The sequence below is a fragment of the Mesorhizobium sp. M2A.F.Ca.ET.043.02.1.1 genome (genome assembly GCF_003952405.1).
Taxonomy (GTDB): Bacteria; Pseudomonadota; Alphaproteobacteria; order Rhizobiales; family Rhizobiaceae; genus Mesorhizobium.
Genome location: NZ_CP034445.1, coordinates 3,268,646 through 3,285,297 on the forward strand (window position 1 = coordinate 3,268,646; position 16,652 = coordinate 3,285,297).

13 protein-coding genes and 1 pseudogene are annotated in these 16,652 nt (G+C 61.9%); 9 read left to right on the plus strand and 5 right to left on the minus strand.

Features of this window, described 5'->3' with window-relative positions:
* The first annotated feature begins 130 nt into the window (after nucleotides 1-130).
* Both EJ068_RS15560 and EJ068_RS15565 read left to right on the plus strand, forming a co-directional pair.
* Nucleotides 131-2,152: a hydantoinase/oxoprolinase family protein gene (locus EJ068_RS15560; RefSeq protein WP_127251349.1), complete on the plus strand. Its 2,022-nt coding sequence runs from the start codon at nucleotides 131-133 to the stop codon at nucleotides 2,150-2,152.
* A gap of 247 nt (nucleotides 2,153-2,399) precedes the next feature.
* Entirely contained in the window at nucleotides 2,400-4,565 is a 2,166-nt protein-coding gene (locus EJ068_RS15565; RefSeq protein WP_127251348.1) for a malate synthase G, read from the plus strand.
* A gap of 286 nt (nucleotides 4,566-4,851) precedes the next feature.
* Here the strand turns inward: EJ068_RS15565 and EJ068_RS15570 are convergent, their stop codons facing one another.
* Together EJ068_RS15570 and EJ068_RS15575 are read right to left on the minus strand one after the other, a co-directional pair.
* A complete protein-coding gene (locus tag EJ068_RS15570; RefSeq protein WP_245463431.1) occupies nucleotides 4,852-5,826 on the minus strand; it encodes an integrase core domain-containing protein in 975 nt (324 codons plus the stop codon).
* A gap of 284 nt (nucleotides 5,827-6,110) precedes the next feature.
* Nucleotides 6,111-6,626, minus strand: coding sequence for a GNAT family N-acetyltransferase (locus EJ068_RS15575; RefSeq protein WP_127252541.1), 516 nt, complete (start codon nucleotides 6,624-6,626; stop codon nucleotides 6,111-6,113).
* Between the two features lie 165 nt (nucleotides 6,627-6,791).
* Between EJ068_RS15575 and EJ068_RS15580 the strand changes: the two genes are divergently transcribed.
* Together EJ068_RS15580 and EJ068_RS15585 are read left to right on the plus strand one after the other, a co-directional pair.
* Nucleotides 6,792-7,382 carry a DUF308 domain-containing protein gene (locus EJ068_RS15580; RefSeq protein WP_127252540.1) on the plus strand — a complete coding sequence of 197 codons (591 nt, stop codon included), beginning with the start codon at nucleotides 6,792-6,794 and terminating at the stop codon, nucleotides 7,380-7,382.
* A 131-nt stretch (nucleotides 7,383-7,513) separates the two neighbouring features.
* A complete protein-coding gene (locus EJ068_RS15585) occupies nucleotides 7,514-8,101 on the plus strand; it encodes a TetR/AcrR family transcriptional regulator (protein WP_127252539.1) in 588 nt (195 codons plus the stop codon).
* Nucleotides 8,102-8,153: 52 nt separating this feature from the next.
* Here EJ068_RS15585 and EJ068_RS15590 read toward each other — a convergent pair.
* Nucleotides 8,154-9,047, minus strand: a pseudogene (locus EJ068_RS15590) (ATP-binding protein); the annotation flags it as partial.
* Between the two features lie 51 nt (nucleotides 9,048-9,098).
* On the opposite strand from EJ068_RS15590, the gene EJ068_RS15595 reads away from it, so the two are divergent.
* The 4 genes from EJ068_RS15595 to EJ068_RS15610 all read left to right on the plus strand — a co-directional run bounded on the left by EJ068_RS15595 (nucleotide 9,099) and on the right by EJ068_RS15610 (nucleotide 14,011).
* The gene (locus EJ068_RS15595) at nucleotides 9,099-10,664 is read left to right on the plus strand and encodes a recombinase family protein (protein WP_245463432.1); all 1,566 of its coding nucleotides are present in this window, start codon (nucleotides 9,099-9,101) and stop codon (nucleotides 10,662-10,664) included.
* A gap of 788 nt (nucleotides 10,665-11,452) precedes the next feature.
* On the plus strand, nucleotides 11,453-12,316 hold the full coding sequence (locus EJ068_RS15600) for a ParB/RepB/Spo0J family partition protein (protein WP_129554615.1): 864 nt from the start codon (nucleotides 11,453-11,455) through the stop codon (nucleotides 12,314-12,316).
* A gap of 416 nt (nucleotides 12,317-12,732) precedes the next feature.
* Nucleotides 12,733-13,266: a hypothetical protein gene (locus EJ068_RS15605; protein ID WP_129554616.1), complete on the plus strand. Its 534-nt coding sequence runs from the start codon at nucleotides 12,733-12,735 to the stop codon at nucleotides 13,264-13,266.
* Nucleotides 13,259-14,011, plus strand: coding sequence for a hypothetical protein (locus EJ068_RS15610; protein WP_129554617.1), 753 nt, complete (start codon nucleotides 13,259-13,261; stop codon nucleotides 14,009-14,011). Before EJ068_RS15605 ends, EJ068_RS15610 begins: the two co-directional genes overlap by 8 nt.
* Before the next feature lie 33 nt (nucleotides 14,012-14,044).
* Here EJ068_RS15610 and EJ068_RS15615 read toward each other — a convergent pair whose 3' ends face one another.
* The gene (locus EJ068_RS15615) at nucleotides 14,045-14,545 is read right to left on the minus strand and encodes a hypothetical protein (RefSeq protein WP_129554618.1); all 501 of its coding nucleotides are present in this window, start codon (nucleotides 14,543-14,545) and stop codon (nucleotides 14,045-14,047) included.
* Between the two features lie 83 nt (nucleotides 14,546-14,628).
* Nucleotides 14,629-15,678: a hypothetical protein gene (locus tag EJ068_RS15620; RefSeq protein WP_129554619.1), complete on the minus strand. Its 1,050-nt coding sequence runs from the start codon at nucleotides 15,676-15,678 to the stop codon at nucleotides 14,629-14,631.
* A gap of 319 nt (nucleotides 15,679-15,997) precedes the next feature.
* On the opposite strand from EJ068_RS15620, the gene EJ068_RS15625 reads away from it, so the two are divergent.
* Nucleotides 15,998-16,543 (plus strand): hypothetical protein, encoded by a 546-nt coding sequence (locus EJ068_RS15625; RefSeq protein ID WP_129554620.1) that lies wholly within the window; start codon nucleotides 15,998-16,000, stop codon nucleotides 16,541-16,543.
* Nucleotides 16,544-16,652: the final 109 nt, after the last annotated feature.

A 16,652-nucleotide genomic window follows, 5' to 3' on the forward strand; every position in this document is an offset into this window, starting at 1 on the left:
TTGGGTCCCTCTCCCACTTTGTCGGGCGAGGAACTTGCGCCTCTTGGCCCATCCCTCCAACCTTTATCCGGCAGCCCGTATCGGCTAAGGGCTTCGCGACAAAGCCCTCGACCCCGGACTGCCCGCAAAAATGACCGCCAAGCCTCATCCCCTCTTCCTCGGCATCGACACCGGCGGCACCTACACCGATGCGGTGCTGTGGTCGGAAGACGGCAGCCCGAAAGGCAAGGTTCTGGCCAAGGCGAAATCGCTGACCACGCGTCACGATCTCGCCGTCGGCATTTCCGGCGCGGTCGATGCGGTGCTTCAGCAATCCGCCACCGATCCGGCCGCGATAAAACTGGTCTCGATGTCCACGACACTTGCCACCAACGCGCTGGTCGAGGGCCAGGGCGGGCGCGTGGCGCTGGTGATGATCGGCTTTTCCGAGGCCGACCTTGCCCGCGACGGGTTGAAGACGGCGCTGGGCACCGACCCGGTGGTGTTCTGCCCCGGCGGACACGACGTGCACGGCAATGCCGCCAAGCTCGACCTTTCCGGCCTCGAGGCGGCGCTGCCGGAATTGGGCGGCTCGGTTTCGGGCTTCGCCGTCTGCGCCTATTTCGCCACCCGCAATCCGGCGCATGAGCTGGCGGCCCGCGACCTGATCCGCGAGAAGACCGGCCTGCCGGTCACAGCAAGCCATGAATTGTCGGCCAAGCTCGGCGGCCCGCGCCGCGCGCTTACCACGCTGCTCAACGCCCGCCTGATCTCGATGATCGACCGGCTGGTCGCGGCGACCGAAGGGTTTCTGGCCAAGCGCGGCATCGCGGCACCCCTGATGGTGGTGCGCGGCGACGGCGCGCTGGTCTCGGCCGCCTTTGCCCGCCAGCGGCCTATCGAGACGATCCTCTCGGGCCCGGCTGCCTCTCTTGTCGGCGCCCGCCACATGACCGGGCTGGACGACGCCATGGTCTCGGATATCGGCGGCACCACCACGGACGTCGCCGTGCTCGACGGCGGCCGCCCGCGCCTCGATCCGGAAGGCGCCACCGTCGGCGGCTTCCGCACCATGGTCGAAGCGGTCGCCATGCGCACCTTCGGCCTTGGCGGCGACTCGGAGGTCACGCTGGAAGACGGCGCGCTCGATCCGAAAATCCTGCTCGGGCCGCGCCGCCTGGTGCCGCTGGCGCTGGCCGGCATGGCGCATGGCGAGGCAGTCACCGCCGAGCTGGAACGGCAGCTGCGGGCGCCGAACCCCGGCCGCATGGACGGGCGGTTTGCCCTGCGCACCGGTGTGCCGGACAGGCTCGCCGCGGGGCTGACCGCGCCGGAAGCGAAGCTCTACGAGGCGATCGGCACTGTCCCGCTGGCGCTTGATCGGCTGCTCTCGTCGAACGCGCAGAACGCCACGCTGAACCGGTTGGTCGCGCGCGGGCTGGTGCATATCTGCGGCTTCACGCCGTCCGACGCCGCGCATGTGCTGGGCAAGCAGTCGAACTGGGACGCCGCCACTGCCCGCCTGGGCGCCGATCTGTTTTCGCGCCGCCGCGACGGCCGCGGCCAGGCGATCGCGGCGACACCCGAAGCCATGGCCGAGCGCGTGCTGACGACGCTCACCCGCTGGTCGGCCGAATACATCCTCGAAACCGCCTTCGCCGAGGACGGGCTGGACGGCGCGGCCACCGTCGCGCATGCGCTGGTGCAGCGCGCGGTCGATGGCCATCCCGGCATCGCCCGCTTCACCGTCGCGCTCGACCGTCCGGTCATCGGGCTGGGCGCCTCGGCGCCGCTGCATTACGCCGGCTTGGCCGTGCTGGTCGGCAATGGCTGCATCGTCCCGGAAGACACCGACGTCGCCAACGCGCTCGGCGCCGTGGTCGGCCAGGTGCGCGTCTCGGCCGAGGCCCGTGTCAGCCAGCCCAAGGAAGGCCTGTTCCGCCTCGCCTCCGGCCAGACGGTGCGCGACTTCACCGAAGAGGCGAAGGCGATCGCGGCGGCCGAGGCCGATGTGCGCGTGCTCGCCGCCGAGCGCGCGAAGGACGCCGGCACCGACAGCGCCGAGATCGACGTCGCCACCGAGTTCAAGGTCTCGACCATCGAAGGCCAGCGCATGTTCATCGAGGCGCATGTGGTGGCCGTGGCGTCGGGAAGGCCTCGGATCGCGGTGTAGCGCAGCCTTCCCCTTCTCCCCTTTGGGAGAAGGTGTCGCCGAAGGCGACGGATGAGGGTGCTCCAGGGAAAGCCAGCGTCTCACTCCGCTGGAACACCCCTCATCCGTCTCGGCGCTGCGCGCCGATCCACCTTCTCCCACAAGGGGAGAAGGAGAAGGCCGCGCCTCCTTCACCCTAAGCCGAATTGACCCCGCAACCCCAAACATGCCAAAGGCCCCGGCAAGCTACCTATCTGGAGACGTGCTGATGACCGACCGCATCGAGATCGCCGGGTTGCGAATTGCCCGGGAGCTCCATGACTTCGTGGCCGAGGAGGCTACGCCCGGCACCGGCATCGATCCGGGAAAATTCTGGGAAGGCTTTTCCGCCATCGTCCACGATCTCGCGCCGAAGAACCGGACGCTGCTCGCCAAACGCGACGCCATGCAGGAGAAACTCGACGGCTGGTACCGCGAAAACGGCGCCCCGATCGACATGGAGGCTTACAAGGCCTTCCTGAAGGAGATCGGCTATCTGGTGCCGGAAGGCGCGGCGTTCAGCGTTTCGACGGAGCATGTCGACCCCGAGATCGCCGTCGTCGCCGGGCCTCAGCTCGTCGTGCCGGTGATGAACGCGCGCTATGCGCTCAACGCCGCCAATGCGCGCTGGGGCTCGCTCTATGACGCGCTCTACGGCACCGACGCCATTCCCGAGACCGGCGGCGCCGAGAAGGGCAAGGGTTTCAATCCCGCGCGTGGCGCGAAAGTCATTACTTGGGCCAAGGATTTCCTCGACCAGTCCGTGCCGCTGACCACCGGCAAATGGGCCGGCGTCAACGGGCTGTCGGTGGCGAATGGCGCGCTGAAAGCGGGTGAGGGCGCCGGCGCCACCACGCTCGCCGACCCAAAGCAGTTTGCCGGCTATCGCGGCGATGCCGAAAATCCGGAAGCCGTGCTTCTGGTCAAGAACGGCCTGCACATCGAAATCGTGATCGACCATGCCAACCAGATCGGCAAGACCGATCCGGCCGGCATTGCCGACGTCGTCCTGGAATCGGCTCTCACGACTATCCAGGATTGCGAGGATTCGGTCGCGGCCGTCGATGCCGAGGACAAGGTCGTGGTCTACCGCAACTGGCTCGGCCTCATGAAGGGCGACCTCGCCGAAGAGATCACCAAGGGCGGCAAAAGCTTTGTCCGCAAGCTCAATCCCGACCGCCGCTATACGGCGCCCAATGGCGGCCAGCTGCTTTTGCCTGGACGCTCGCTGATGCTGGTGCGCAATGTCGGCCACCTGATGACCAATCCGGCGATCACCGACCGCGATGGAAACGAGGTGCCGGAAGGCATCATGGACGCCGCCATCACCGCGCTGATCGCGCTGCACGATGTCGGCGAGAACGGCCGCCGCGCCAATTCCCGCGCCGGCTCGATGTATGTGGTGAAGCCCAAGATGCACGGGCCGGAAGAGGTTGCCTTCGCGGTGGAAATCTTCGACCGTGTCGAGGCGCTGCTCGGCATGCCGAAGAACACCATCAAGATGGGCATCATGGACGAGGAGCGGCGCACCACCGTCAACCTCAAGGAAGCGATCCGCGCGGCCAAGGAGCGCGTGGTGTTCATCAACACCGGCTTCCTCGACCGCACCGGCGACGAGATCCACACCTCGATGGAAGCCGGCCCGATGATCCGCAAGGGCGACATGAAGCAGGCCGCCTGGATCTCCGCCTACGAGGCCTGGAACGTCGACACGGGGCTCGAATGCGGGCTTGCCGGCCACGCCCAGATCGGCAAGGGCATGTGGGCGATGCCGGACCTGATGGCGGCAATGCTGGTTGAGAAGATCGCGCATCCCAAGGCCGGCGCCAACACCGCCTGGGTGCCCTCGCCGACGGCCGCGACGCTGCATGCCACGCATTATCACAAGGTCGATGTGCACGCCGTGCAGGCGGCGCTGAAGAGCCGGCCGAAGGCGAAGCTCGACGACATATTGTCGGTGCCGGTAGCAAGGCGGCCGAACTGGACGCCGGACGAGATCCAGCGCGAGCTCGACAACAATGCGCAGGGCATCCTGGGCTACGTCGTGCGCTGGATCGACCAGGGCGTCGGCTGCTCGAAAGTGCCCGATATCAACGATGTCGGCCTGATGGAGGACCGCGCCACGCTGCGCATCTCCTCGCAGCACATCGCCAACTGGCTGCGCCACAATGTCTGCTCGGAAATCCAGGTCAGGGACTCGCTGCAGCGCATGGCGGCGATCGTCGACCGCCAGAATGTCGGCGACCCGCTCTACCGCCCGATGGCGCCCGACTTCGACAATTCCATCGCCTTCCAGGCCGCCTGCGACCTGGTATTCAAGGGCGCGAGGCAGCCCAACGGTTACACGGAGCCGGTGCTGCACAAGCGGCGGCTGGAGCTGAAGGCGAAGGGCTGAACGCATCGGATCGAAGCGGGGTCAAACCGGCCATCTTGGGTGCATCGATCCTCTTTCGTCGGTCGGCGCCGCCCCTCATCCGCCTGCCGGTGTCCAGCGGATAGATGGGTAACACTTTGAACCGGATACATAGGTAACAGTTTTCTCTCCCTATGATGCGGTCGCCGCAGCGCCAAGCGGTCGGCTTGGCGCGGCGCTGCGGCGAACCAGTTTCATGTGCTTCTCATCGATGAAGCCGAGCGGATGGGTGTGGAAGCGCATCGTCCACTCGCCATCCTCAGTCTCTTCAATGGCAATCGGTTCGCCGGCCAACGTGGCCGAGACATAGATCTCGGTGCCCCGCCATTTGGACCGCGCCGTTCTGGCGCACGCCGCGCACCGCTGCCTCGGTCGGATAATCGGGTTCAGGGGCTGTCTTCGGCATCGGTCGGGTCGAGGGGCGGTAATGCTGTGCCGGGGTGTCCATGCCCAGCGCCTCGTGCGGACGCTCCTCATTGTAGCTGCGCCGGAAGTCCTCGAAGGCCCTGGCTTGAGCCGCTTTGTCAGCCTTCGGTGCATCGGCCATCGGCAGCATGGTCAGATGGAAACGCTCATGGCGCCCGTTCTGCTGCGGCTTGCCTGGCTGGATGCGCTCCAGGGCGATGCCGAGCTTAATGAAGCGCACTGCCAGCGGCGTCAGCCCTGTGACGCCGGCCGACGCAAAGGGTGGGCCATTGTCGCTTCGAATGCGATCCGGCAGACCGTTTTCCTCAAACAATCGCTCAAACACCGGCCACGCCTCCTCGTCGGCCGTCGAGCCCGTCGCCTCGAGCCCCAGCAGGTAGCGGCTCAATGCATCCATCACCGTCAATGGCTCGCAGCGCCAGCCGTCACGGGTCCGGAACCAGCCCTTGTGGTCTACCGTCCACACCGCATTCGGCGCCGCAGGCTCCGGCCATGGCCCATTGCCCACAGCCCGCCAGCGCCGGCGTCCCACAAGACCATGCCGCTTCAGGATCTCGCCAGCTGTCGAGACTGCCGGCCAGCCACAACTGGGCTCCGCCCGCTTCAGCCGCGCCATGATCTTCTTCGGCCCCCACAGCGGATGCGCTTCCTTCTCCGCCACGATCCGCTCCACCAGCTCGGCTGCCGTTGCTCGGCCGTGATCGAGCGGCGCCCGCGGCCGGTCGTGCAGGCCTTCCGGCCCGGTCTCCCGGTAACGCCCAAGCCATTTGTAGCCGGTCTTGCGTGAGATCTCGAAGGCCGCGCAAAGCTGCGTCATCGTCTCCTCGCCAGCTAGGCATTCAACAACAAAACGAAGCCGCTCATCCATGATGCCAGTCTCTCGCCAAACCATCGCCGGTCCTCCCGGCTGGCAAGAAAACTGTCACCCATCTAATCGGTCCATTCTGTTACCTATCTATCCGGTTCGGACACCGGCACCTTCTCCCCGTATGGTGACGGGGAGAAGGAAGTTGACCGCAACCTCGGCGCTCTTTCTGAGGCGCTGGAGATTGGCGATGGGGCGCGCCCGGCCTGGTTTGCGGGACGCCGGCAGCGGCACCCTCAAGCGCCCGGGACCGCACGCGACAGGAACACGTCCGTGTGCCTGACATGCGCCGGTGTGTCGCGAAACGGCGCGCAGGGCCTGATGCCGAATGCCTCGTACACGGCGATGGCGCTTTCCATGTAGAAGATCGTCTGGATCAGCACCGTGCGGGCGGGGCCTTTGTCAATCTCCGTCAGGACCGCGCCCATCAGCGCGCGGCCTATGCCTTGCCCCCGGAAAGCGGCGTCGACGAGGAACCTGTGAAGTTCCACCGTGCCTTCGCCGAACGGGCCGAAGGCTAGGCAGCCCGCCGGCAGTCCTCCGGATCTGGCGATGAATGCCATCGCATCCGGTGCGCCGAACTGGGCGGCCAGCTGCGGGCCGCTTGTTTCGGGATGGAACAGAGCCCTCACATCCGCAGCTGAGACGCCATGCGGCGCCGAAGCGTCGACATCCCATTGCGCGAGCTTGCGGCAGAGCCCCGCCAGCGTCTCGAAATCTTCGGCGCTGCGCGCCGGCAGAACTGAAATCATCCCTCGCCCCCGCGCGGATCGGCTCCAACATACCACGCGCAATTTCCGGACGCGATCGCGCGTTCAAAGAGTTGTGAACGCCCAGGCGGCCTCCTCGCAGACGCTTGACTGATGCCCATCTACCTTCTAGTAGGTAGGCAATCAAATCGAAGGAAAGTTAACATCATGTCTGCACAAACGAGCGGTCAAGGCCGCGCCCCCTCCTCAAACGGCTGGCTCAAAAGCTATTACTATCTGCGCTTTGCCGTATCGGCAGCCTGGGTCGTGGCAGCCTTCACCGTCGCGAAGATGGTGCCGCCGCTGGCCGCCGTCATGCTGGTCGCCTACCCCCTGTGGGACGCGCTTGCGAATTACGTCGACGCGCAGCGCAGTGGCGGGCTCGGCCGCAACAGGTCGCAGCTGCTCAACTTCGTCGTCAGCATCGTCACCGCGATCGCGGTCGCTATCGCGCTAAGCCACAGCATGAACGCGGTGCTCGCGGTCTATGGCGTCTGGGCCGTTTTCTCGGGCGCGTTTCAGCTTCTGACGGCGGTTCGTCGCTGGAAGACCAATGGCGCCCAGTGGGCGATGATCCTGAGTGGCGCCCAGTCGGCTTTGGCCGGTCTCTTCTTCATCAAGATGGCGGGCGGCACGGAAGCCATCGGTATCGCCAATGTCGCGCCCTATGCCGCTTTCGGCGCCTTCTATTTCCTGGTGTCCGCCGTCTGGCTTTCGGTGAGCGACCTGCTTTGCAGGTCGCCGCAGGCCGCGCGTTGAGATTTCTGCCGCCGGAGATTAGAGCAATTCCAGGAAAAGTGTGCGCGGTTTTCCGGCAGGAATTGCGTCAAAACAAGGAGATAGAGCGTTTCGCCGTTTCCGTGAAACGGTGAAACGCTCTAGGCATGCTTATGGACAGGCCCTCGAATACAGCCGACGACATCCTGGCCGCCGCGCGACGCTTCATCGTCGCCGGCGGCTATAACGGCTTCAGCTACGCCGATATCGCCGAGGTGGTCGGCATCCGCAAGGCGAGCATCCATCATCATTTCCCAAGCAAGGTCGACCTCGTGCAGACCCTGGTCAGGCGCTACCTCGAGGATGCCGTGACAGGCATGACGGAACTTGAGCGCAATGTGCCTGAGCCGCCCGAGCTGCTGCGAACCTATGCCGGCTTCTGGGCCCAGTGCATCGAGGACGCGAGCAGGCCGTTTTGCGTCTGCGCGCTGCTCGCCAGCGAGCTTCCAGCCCTGCCGCCGGAGGTTGCTGTGGAAGTCCGTGCGTATTTTCAGTTTCTGTCAGGCTGGCTGACAGGCGTGATCGAGCGCGGCGCCGGGCAAGGCACATTGACGATCGCCGCCGCGCCTCGCGTCGAGGCCGAGGCCTTCATGGCGACCGTGCACGGGGCGATGCTTTCCGCCCGGGCCTATGGCGATGTCCTGACCTTCGGCATGATCTTGGCGCCGACGCTGCAGAAGCTGATCCCCGAGGCCGATTGAAGAGGAACTCAGGAGCGAAGAAACCGACTCGGCCTCCTTGCGAGTTCCTTGACTACGCCGCCTGCGCCATCCGCTCCGCGCTCATCCGGTAGGAAATAGCTTCGGCGAGATGGATGCGGCCGACGGTCTCGCTGGCGTCAAGGTCGGCCAGCGTGCGCGCCACTTTGAGCACGCGGTGATATGCCCGCGCCGAGAAGGCGAGCTTCTCGCTGGCGTCCTTGAGCAGCGTCAGACCGGCGGCATCGGGCTTGGCGATCTCCTCGATGATCGAAGGCGGGCAATGCGCGTTGGTGATGGCGCCGGCGCCCAGCCTTTCCAGCCGCTCGCGCTGCATGGCCCGAGCACGCGCCACGCGCTGCGCCACCGCAGCGCTTGTCTCGGCCTTGTCCGGCCGTATCAGGTCGCTCGCCGACACCGCCGGCACTTCGATCCGAAGGTCGATGCGGTCGAGCAGCGGGCCGGAAATGCGCGCCTGGTATTCGGTGCGGCAGCGATCGCCGCGCAGGCAGCGATAGCCTGGCTCGCCCGACATGCCGCAGCGGCACGGGTTCATCGCCGCCACCAGCTGGATGCGCGCGGGATAGGTGGCGCGGTGGTTGGCGCGCGCGATCATGCAGTCGCCGGTCTCCAGCGGCTGGCGCAGCGCATCCAGCGTCTGCGGTGTGAACTCCGGCAGCTCGTCAAGGAACAGCACGCCGTGATGGGCGAGCGACACCTCGCCGGGGCGGGCGCGCAGCCCGCCGCCCACCATCGCCGCCATCGAGGCGGAGTGATGCGGCGCGCGGAACGGCCGCCGGTCAGTCAGCTTGCCCTCGCCGAGCTCGCCGGCGACCGACGCGATCATCGAAACTTCGAGCAGTTCCTTCGGCGCCAGCGGCGGCAGGATCGAGGGCAGCCTTTGCGCCAGCATCGACTTGCCAGAGCCCGGCGGCCCGACCATCAACATTGCATTAGCGTAAGACCCATCCTAGAAACGCTTCACCCAAGGATGGAAACCATGAAATCCAACGCCCAAACCAGCCCAAAGGCATATTCCTACGTCCGCTTCTCAACCCCTGAACAATCCCGAGGGGACAGCAAGCGGCGCCAGATGGAGAAGGCTGAACGCTACGCCGACGAGCATGGCCTTGACCTCGTGGACGACAGCTACATGGACCTTGGCGTCTCTGCCTATCGTGGCCGCAACAAGGAGGCTGGGGCATTAGCGGACTTCCTTCAGGCTGTGAAGGATGGAGTGGTTGAGAAAGGCTCTTACCTGTTGGTGGAGAGCATGGACCGCATTTCCCGTGAGAGGCCGCGCAAGGCCGTGAGGCTCCTTGAGGACATCTGCGAGAGCGGCATTGTCTTGGTCACGCTGGGCGACGGCAAGGTCTACACCACAGGCATCCTCGACGCGGACCCGATGGCGTTTATGTGGGCCTTCATGGTTGCCATGCGAGCCAACGAAGAAAGCGAGACCAAGGCCAAACGTGTTCGCGAGGCATGGGGCAAGAAAAAGGCAAACGCGGCCGCCGAGGGGAGACCTATGACCATGAGGGTTCCCGCGTGGCTTGCGCTAAAGGCAGATCGCACAGGCTTTGATGTGCTGGAGGATAGGGCCTCTGTGGTGCGTCGAGTGTTCCGCGAGGCTGACAAGGGGGTTGGACAACACACAATCGCCCATGGCCTTAATCGCAACGGAGTCGAGACGTTTGGTGACGGGAAGCGCAAGGCCGCGTTTTGGCACCGCTCCTACGTCGCCAAGATACTGGGAAACCCAGCTGTCATCGGGACCATGATTCCACACGAGACACGCGAGGTGGGCGGCAAGAGGGTGCGGGACGCCTTGGCTCCTATACCGAACTACTATCCGGCCATCATCCCCACGGCCATGTTCAACAGGGTCAATGCGCGCAAGAACGGGAACAATACACCGCGAATGCGCGCCACCGCCGGGGAGGTCTCCAACGTCCTGGCTGGCCTCGCCTCCTGCCCTATGTGCAACTCGACGATGACGCGGGTGAATAAGGGCCGAAAGGGTGGGACACCTTATCTGGTATGCACCAAGGCCAAATCCGGCGCCGAGTGCCAGTATCGCCAAGTGAACCTTGAGGCTGTCACCGCTGCTATCAGACACGCCGGGGGCAGGCAGTTGGTCTTTGAGGTTCCCTCGGGAGATGAGGGCTTAGACGACGAAAGGGCCGCACTGCAGGCCGCGTGGGACGGAGTTTCAAGCTCCATTGAGAATATTCTGACTGAGATCGAAGAGGGCAATACGTCTGTCGCGCTTCGTCGGCGCCTATCTGGTTACGAAGCCGATCTAGCGGCCATCTCTGAGCAACTTGAGACAATCCATGAGCGTTCTAAGCGCGCCAGCGGACGCGCCATCGCGAAGCTCGTAGCGTCTCTTGAGAAGGTGCTGACCAACCCAAACTCAACCGTCACAGAGATCAACACGACGTTGCGTGATGCTTTCGCACGTTGCGTAGTGGATTATCGCAAGGGGAGCCTTCGCTTCTTTTGGAAACAAGGAGGCTCACCCACGGATGTCCACTATTCGGTCGAGGCGGAGCCAACGGTTTAAGAACCCGTCCGGGAGCCTCTTACTTGGCTGCGGAACTCGCAGGAGCCCGTCGCGATTCTCAGCGGATTAGTTCGTCCACGACAGCGTTCGCAATCCGCTTGAAATCTTCAGATTTGTCGCTCGATTTCACGAGAAATTTGAAGATTGAAGCTACTTCGTTAGGGGCCAAGTCCAGCTTCAGAGCGTACTCCGTAGGGGGGCGTATGTTTGCTCGGGTCACACTTCGCGTGGACAAAGATGTCGCCCGACGCGCTCCTCTCCCTCTGCGATATGCTGAGAAAGCCCTGAGCGGTGCGGCCTTCTTCGCTCGTCGGCGTGGGCCGCATTTCTATCCACATCTGAAATCCCTCCGCTTTCCCGGGGACCGTACGCACACGGTCCCGACAGGCCAATGAGTGGGTAAAGGGTCGAGGCGTGGGCAATTAGGGGCCCATACAGGGAACATGCAAACTGGCGGGCTATTGGGAGAAATAGGTTGCCGTATGGAGAATACAAAGCTCCGTTGGCACAGCTGCCGGACTCCCGAAAGGGCACGCCCTCAGCCTTGGTGGATTAAGTCCTCATACAGGGAATGAGAAGACCGCCCCTAGAGACGAAACCAGCTTCTCTCCTAGTTCACTACGACCCAGCAAACCGCCATAAGGAACCTAATGCTCGTGCTGGTTCCTATGCCGCCGCTGCCCCTACCGCGCTCTCAGTGCGCGTTGACCCCCCTCCACAGCCAACACTGGTGATCCCCAAGGGACCCGATAGAGGCCGTCTCCCCCTCGTGAAGAGAAAGCGAAATCATGACTGACTATACCCCCGACATGCACATTACCGAGGCTCTGCCCCTCCTTCGAGAAGAGCTTAAGCTCAGAACCGAAGACCACCCCGGCAACATCCAAGAACTTCATCCTGCGGACATCCGGCGGAAAGTGGCTGTGTTTCAGCCGCGAACTTTGGAAGGCAGACTCATTGAGGATGAAAGCCACGTCCAAACGCTAGTGGAGGCCATAGGTAACCCACAGAACGCGAGGTTCCTCGATCCACTACTTGTTTGGTGGAGCGGAGCCCATTGGTACGTCATCGACGGGTTTCACAGGCTGCTTGCATATCGGAAGGCTGGCGTAAAGATGCCAGTGCCGGTTGAGGTCTTTTCAGGAACGCTTGAGGAAGCTGTCGAAGCCTCCGCTGCCTCCAATTCCAAAGACAAACTGCCCATGACCAAGCGTGATAAAACAAACATGGCTTGGCGGCTTACCCTGTTTTTCGAAGGACGTTCGAAGCGCCAAGTGGCGGAGGCCTGTGCGGTATCCGAGCGTACCGTCGCGACAATGAGGAGGGCACGCAAAGAACTTATATCACGCGGGGGTACGTTGGAGGAGATCCCCGAGGACTGGGAGGAGGCGCGTAGAGATTGGCAGCGTCTCGAACCTGCTCGCAGCGTGGACTTTGACGTGGCAAGACGAGCTAAGATCGAACGCTGGGCCAAGTCCTTGAGCAAGACCTTTGGGAGGACGATTTACGACGACCCGGACGCCTTCGCAGGAGCCCTGAAGTTCTTAGAGGCTAGGTTCGCGCGATGGCTCATAGAGAGCCCCGTGTGGGCGACTGACCTGGCTGAATATCTGGAAGTCCGCCACTTCGCTGATGAATTGTCCGACTACTAAAGGCTGCTAGCGCATTGCACACCCTGAATAAGCCCGGGGTGTGCATGCCTACATGTGCATTTTGCATGGGCAGCAGCCCAAGAGGCCACACAAGGGACCCCGGCGAGGGGACTCTCGGAACTTCAAGCCACCGCAAGAATGAAGGAAGCCGGGATGTCATATTACAGAGATCGCAAATTTGCGAACTAAGCTACTGATTAGGCAACCAAAATACAGGTTGGCCGAAAACTCATAGACCTCGCTCTATGGAGTCAGACATGAAAATTGAGAAGCCGGAAGGCTCCAAGCGCCAGAGAAACCGCCAAAGTGGCGCGGTTCTCCACACAGATGTGCCGTAATGCACCGATAGTGTTGACATCGAACTTGCGCGCCGCAGCGACTCACCTCATCTTCTCGCTCAGAAAGTGAGGTGAAGTATGACAGCAGACGCAGCAAAACCCGATCCTGAGTTTCAGGCGATGCAATCAGTTTTCGCGGCCTTGAACCCTCTTGACGAAGACGCAAGAACTCGCGTTCTCCAGTATGTCGCCAGTCGACTCGGGCTCAAGTCAAGCATGAGGACCATGGCCTCAGACCATAGGACTCTTGATCCGGCCGATGACGAACAAGGGTCTGGGGGTTCAACTAGTGAGGCTTTGAAGTTCGAGACTTTCGCGGAGCTATATGATGCCGCGCAACCAAAAAGCCAGCCGGATAAGGCGCTGGTGGGGGGCTACTGGCTTCAAATCTGTCAAGGTGCTGAGAGCTTCGACGGTTTCTCCGTCAACCGCGATCTAAAGAATCTGGGGCACGGGGTCACAAACATAACCTCCGCTCTTGACGCGTTGAAAGGCCAGAAACCTGCGCTCGCGCTTCAGCTAAAGAAATCCGGCAAATCCCGACAGGCTCGGAAAACGTACAAGATCACCGCAGCTGGAATAAAATCAGTTGAGGGCATGATCGGTGGATGAGACGCGGCTGATAGCGGCCCTCAAAGGATATTTGAGCCCGGAACTCGCTCGGCACTTGGTGGGTGATTTTATCAAGCTCCGGCAGGATTGCTCGACCGCAACTTTAGAAAGGGCGACGCCGGGGAAGTTCGTCGAGAACTTCGTCCAGTGCCTGCAGTTTCTTGCTTCTGGCACCTATGACGAGAAGCCAGATGTCGATGGTTACCTTAGCAAAAAGGTGGAAAACGAGGTCGGACTACCCGAGGGCCTTCGCATTTGTGGAGCAAGAATCGCGCGATCGATCTACTCACTGCGCAACAAGCGAAATATTGCCCACAAAAATCCGGTCGATCCGAACCGCTTTGACCTCGCGCTAGCTCATACGGGCGCGGCTTGGCTGGTAGCCGAATTGCTCCGCAATGCCACCGGAACCACCATGGAGGAGGCCGGTACGTTGATCGAGCTATTGCAGGCACCTGTGGGTACGCTCGTTGAGGAGATCGATGGCGTGCGGTTTGTCCATGCCAAAACATCGGTCCGAGGTGAGATATTAATTCTGCTCCATAGCCACCACCCTGAACGTGTTCCGGTTTCGGCAGTCATGCGCGATCTCGGAACCCGCAAGGCGGGATCTGTGAGAAACAGGCTGAGCGAACTGCGTGCTGAAAAGATGGTTCACGGGGACACAGCAACAGGCTACCGGCTGACGAGCCCAGGGTACCAAGCCGCTGTGGCTGAGATTGAAGACGCCCGTCGGTCAACTTAGCTAAGGAGGGAAACTGGAAAGACTCACGCCCCGCTACATGGACCGCGGTACGCCCGATATGGGCTCGATCGTGTAGATGCAGGCGACGCGAAACTCGTGATAATCCGAAGGTATCTCTGCGCCTGCTGTTGCGGTAACTTTTCCCTCGGTGAACGTATCAACGAACGTTTGCCCCTGCATCGCGAACAAATGCCTAGCCCCATCGATGGCACGCACGCAGAATACTAACTGGACGTTCTCCGGGTTCGCGGTAGCAAGGTACTCTGGAATGGTCGGTGCTTCGCTCAAGTCCGCCCCAGAGCAATCCCCTCTTAGAGTGTATGTGGCACCCAGGCGCTTTATAGCGGCTTCCCAGATCGCCCGATTGTATCCAGCGCTCACCATTGGTTCCACGAAGGCGCCGAGATCGGCGGCGACGTCTGAAAGGAGTGAAGATATGCTAGCAGGCGTCTCGCCAGTGATGGCAGCGAATGCCGTCGGAACGCACCATGCCTCGTTCCATTCGTTGACGTCTTGGAGATTGATGTCCGCCATATCATTCCTGCTCCACGGCCAGCGATACACTTTTGTCCGCCCACCTCTGCACCCACATTTTTGCGAAATGCCTGCCGGAATTGTCAAAGGCGTTCCCGGTGAATGATCCTGTGACAGTTGGCGCATAAGCATTTCAGATCATTCAATCTGGTGCGCGTCACACCATCCATCTTGGCGACGAAAATAGTTTCGTGATGGACCTCAATGCAGGCGTCGCCGTGGGGGCCGAGCGCTCTCGATGGAATGACCCCACACCGCTCGCAGAAAAGAAATCCATGCTCTTCGATGAACCGGCGTTTTTTGGCACTAGCGAGTCCGGGCGCCCGCTCCCGCCGGAGGTGCTGAACGCGCCTTCGATCTCCCTCCGCCCACGATCTCTCATCATCTTGATCGGCGTCTGGCGGTGGGAAGCTCTCTCCCTTCGCTACAATTGGATAGCCCGCCTCCTCGATGATGGAGAAGCACGGTTGTCCCCAACCCGCAGAGAAATCAGTAGGTTTGGTGGGCCTCCCGACGACGCTAGCAAGTGCAAATCCAAACACCGCCTTGGGAGGCAGCCTGTCTCCTGTGGGGAGCAGCACGTCATACTCGATGGAATCGTAAAAGGGATGGGGCTCACCACGCATCAAACGGGCGACTGCCTCATCGATCATCTCCCCCGTTACGCGTCTTTGGACCGACGATGGCACCCGTTTGTTCTCATCGACCGGACCTCCTATAATCTGCTGCAGCTCGTGTGCCGACACGTGCGGCACGAGGAACTTCACCCGCTTTGTGCTGTTGCCGTGTCCGAAAGTGCCCTCTGCGCGCCCCTTGGCCGCCCCTCGCTGGCCGATTAGCGTGACAATATCCCCTGCAGGCAAGGCAAATTCAGAAGCCTCTAGGAGACGCCTTTCATCCTCTGGCCATGTCAGAGCAATCCTACTGTCGAGCCATACTCCCGTAACGTTATCTATAGCATCAGATCGTTTGAGCCGCTCCACAATCAATGACAGAGCCTTGCGATGATCTGGATTTCTGAGATTAGGCTTGCCGAAAGCACCGCCGCGACTGTGAACAATAATTGCGCCATCCTCGACATCCACCTTTGCGTCGAGCGGGGCTCCCGCCGCGTCCGATATCCTAGTCAGCATTGGTGGCATCCAAGGTGTTCAAAAGTCGATGGGCGGAGAATGATCCAGCAGCGTAGATACCGCGCCCTTTTTTCGAAAAACTTGTGAGGGGATATTCGTATCAGCGAGTCCGCAAATTCCCCCGTACCCCCCCCAAGGGAACACCGCGCTAAAACTCATCAGTCACTTCTTAGACGGCGCCTTGGGTTTGTTCTTCTTAGGCGCAGGCTTGGCCGCTGCCTTTGGGGCTGACTTCGTCGCTGCGGCTGGTTTGCTTGCCGGAGACTTTTTTCCCGGTTCGGTCTTGCCGGGAAGAAGAGAATATTCGAGGTTTCCGTGCATGACCAACGCTGCCTCTTCGAATCCGCTTAGTGCTGCCGATAGCGTTACGCTAACGGAGATTCTGCGACAAGCCGAGTTACACCTTCAGGCACAGCTTAGTGCAGCGATCGCCGCAGACCAGCGAGCGTACACCTTTGCCGGATTAAATGTGGCGACATCAGTGTTACTGATGGGCGGTTCATATTCGCTCGCTACCCAGCAGCACGATCCAAATCTCTTCATCGGCGCCGTCGCCTTTTTTGTCGCGGTCGGCCTCTTTGTCGCGGCTTGGGTAGCCGTAATGTCGGCACGCTCGGTGGACTTCGAGTTTGCGGGTAGTCAGCCGGGCGTATGGTCCCAGGACCTCGCCGACCGGAAACCTCTGCAAGTTTCCTTGGCAGAGCAATGTCAGAATTACGATGACGCGATAGCAGCGAACAGGGCTACTATGGCCAACAATAGCTGGATGTTCAATGCGGCGGTCAATGTCGCACTAGGCTCGGTTGGGCTAGGCGCAATCTCTTACCTATACTGGGTCGGGCACGTCGTGGCAGCGCAGGTTTAGACAGAGCCATCAAGCCAAAACCAAAACCGTTATTCAATGGCGCACTGCCCTCCAAGTCGCTTAAGGTTGGGTGCCGTCAACGAGGGCGTGGAACCCACCTGTCCGCCTC

Excerpts from the sequence above, each read along its gene's own strand:
- EJ068_RS15560 (WP_127251349.1), top strand. The coding sequence starts at position 131 with ATGACCGCCAAGCCTCATCCCCTCTTCCTCGGCATCGACACCGGCGGC.
- EJ068_RS15565 (WP_127251348.1), top strand. The coding sequence starts at position 2,400 with ATGACCGACCGCATCGAGATCGCCGGGTTGCGAATTGCCCGGGAGCTC.
- EJ068_RS15570 (WP_245463431.1), bottom strand. The coding sequence starts at position 5,826 with ATGACGCAGCTTTGCGCGGCCTTCGAGATCTCACGCAAGACCGGCTAC.
- EJ068_RS15575 (WP_127252541.1), bottom strand. The coding sequence starts at position 6,626 with ATGATTTCAGTTCTGCCGGCGCGCAGCGCCGAAGATTTCGAGACGCTG.
- EJ068_RS15580 (WP_127252540.1), top strand. The coding sequence starts at position 6,792 with ATGTCTGCACAAACGAGCGGTCAAGGCCGCGCCCCCTCCTCAAACGGC.
- EJ068_RS15585 (WP_127252539.1), top strand. The coding sequence starts at position 7,514 with ATGGACAGGCCCTCGAATACAGCCGACGACATCCTGGCCGCCGCGCGA.
- EJ068_RS15595 (WP_245463432.1), top strand. The coding sequence starts at position 9,099 with ATGAAATCCAACGCCCAAACCAGCCCAAAGGCATATTCCTACGTCCGC.
- EJ068_RS15600 (WP_129554615.1), top strand. The coding sequence starts at position 11,453 with ATGACTGACTATACCCCCGACATGCACATTACCGAGGCTCTGCCCCTC.
- EJ068_RS15605 (WP_129554616.1), top strand. The coding sequence starts at position 12,733 with ATGACAGCAGACGCAGCAAAACCCGATCCTGAGTTTCAGGCGATGCAA.
- EJ068_RS15615 (WP_129554618.1), bottom strand. The coding sequence starts at position 14,545 with ATGGCGGACATCAATCTCCAAGACGTCAACGAATGGAACGAGGCATGG.
- EJ068_RS15620 (WP_129554619.1), bottom strand. The coding sequence starts at position 15,678 with ATGCTGACTAGGATATCGGACGCGGCGGGAGCCCCGCTCGACGCAAAG.
- EJ068_RS15625 (WP_129554620.1), top strand. The coding sequence starts at position 15,998 with ATGACCAACGCTGCCTCTTCGAATCCGCTTAGTGCTGCCGATAGCGTT.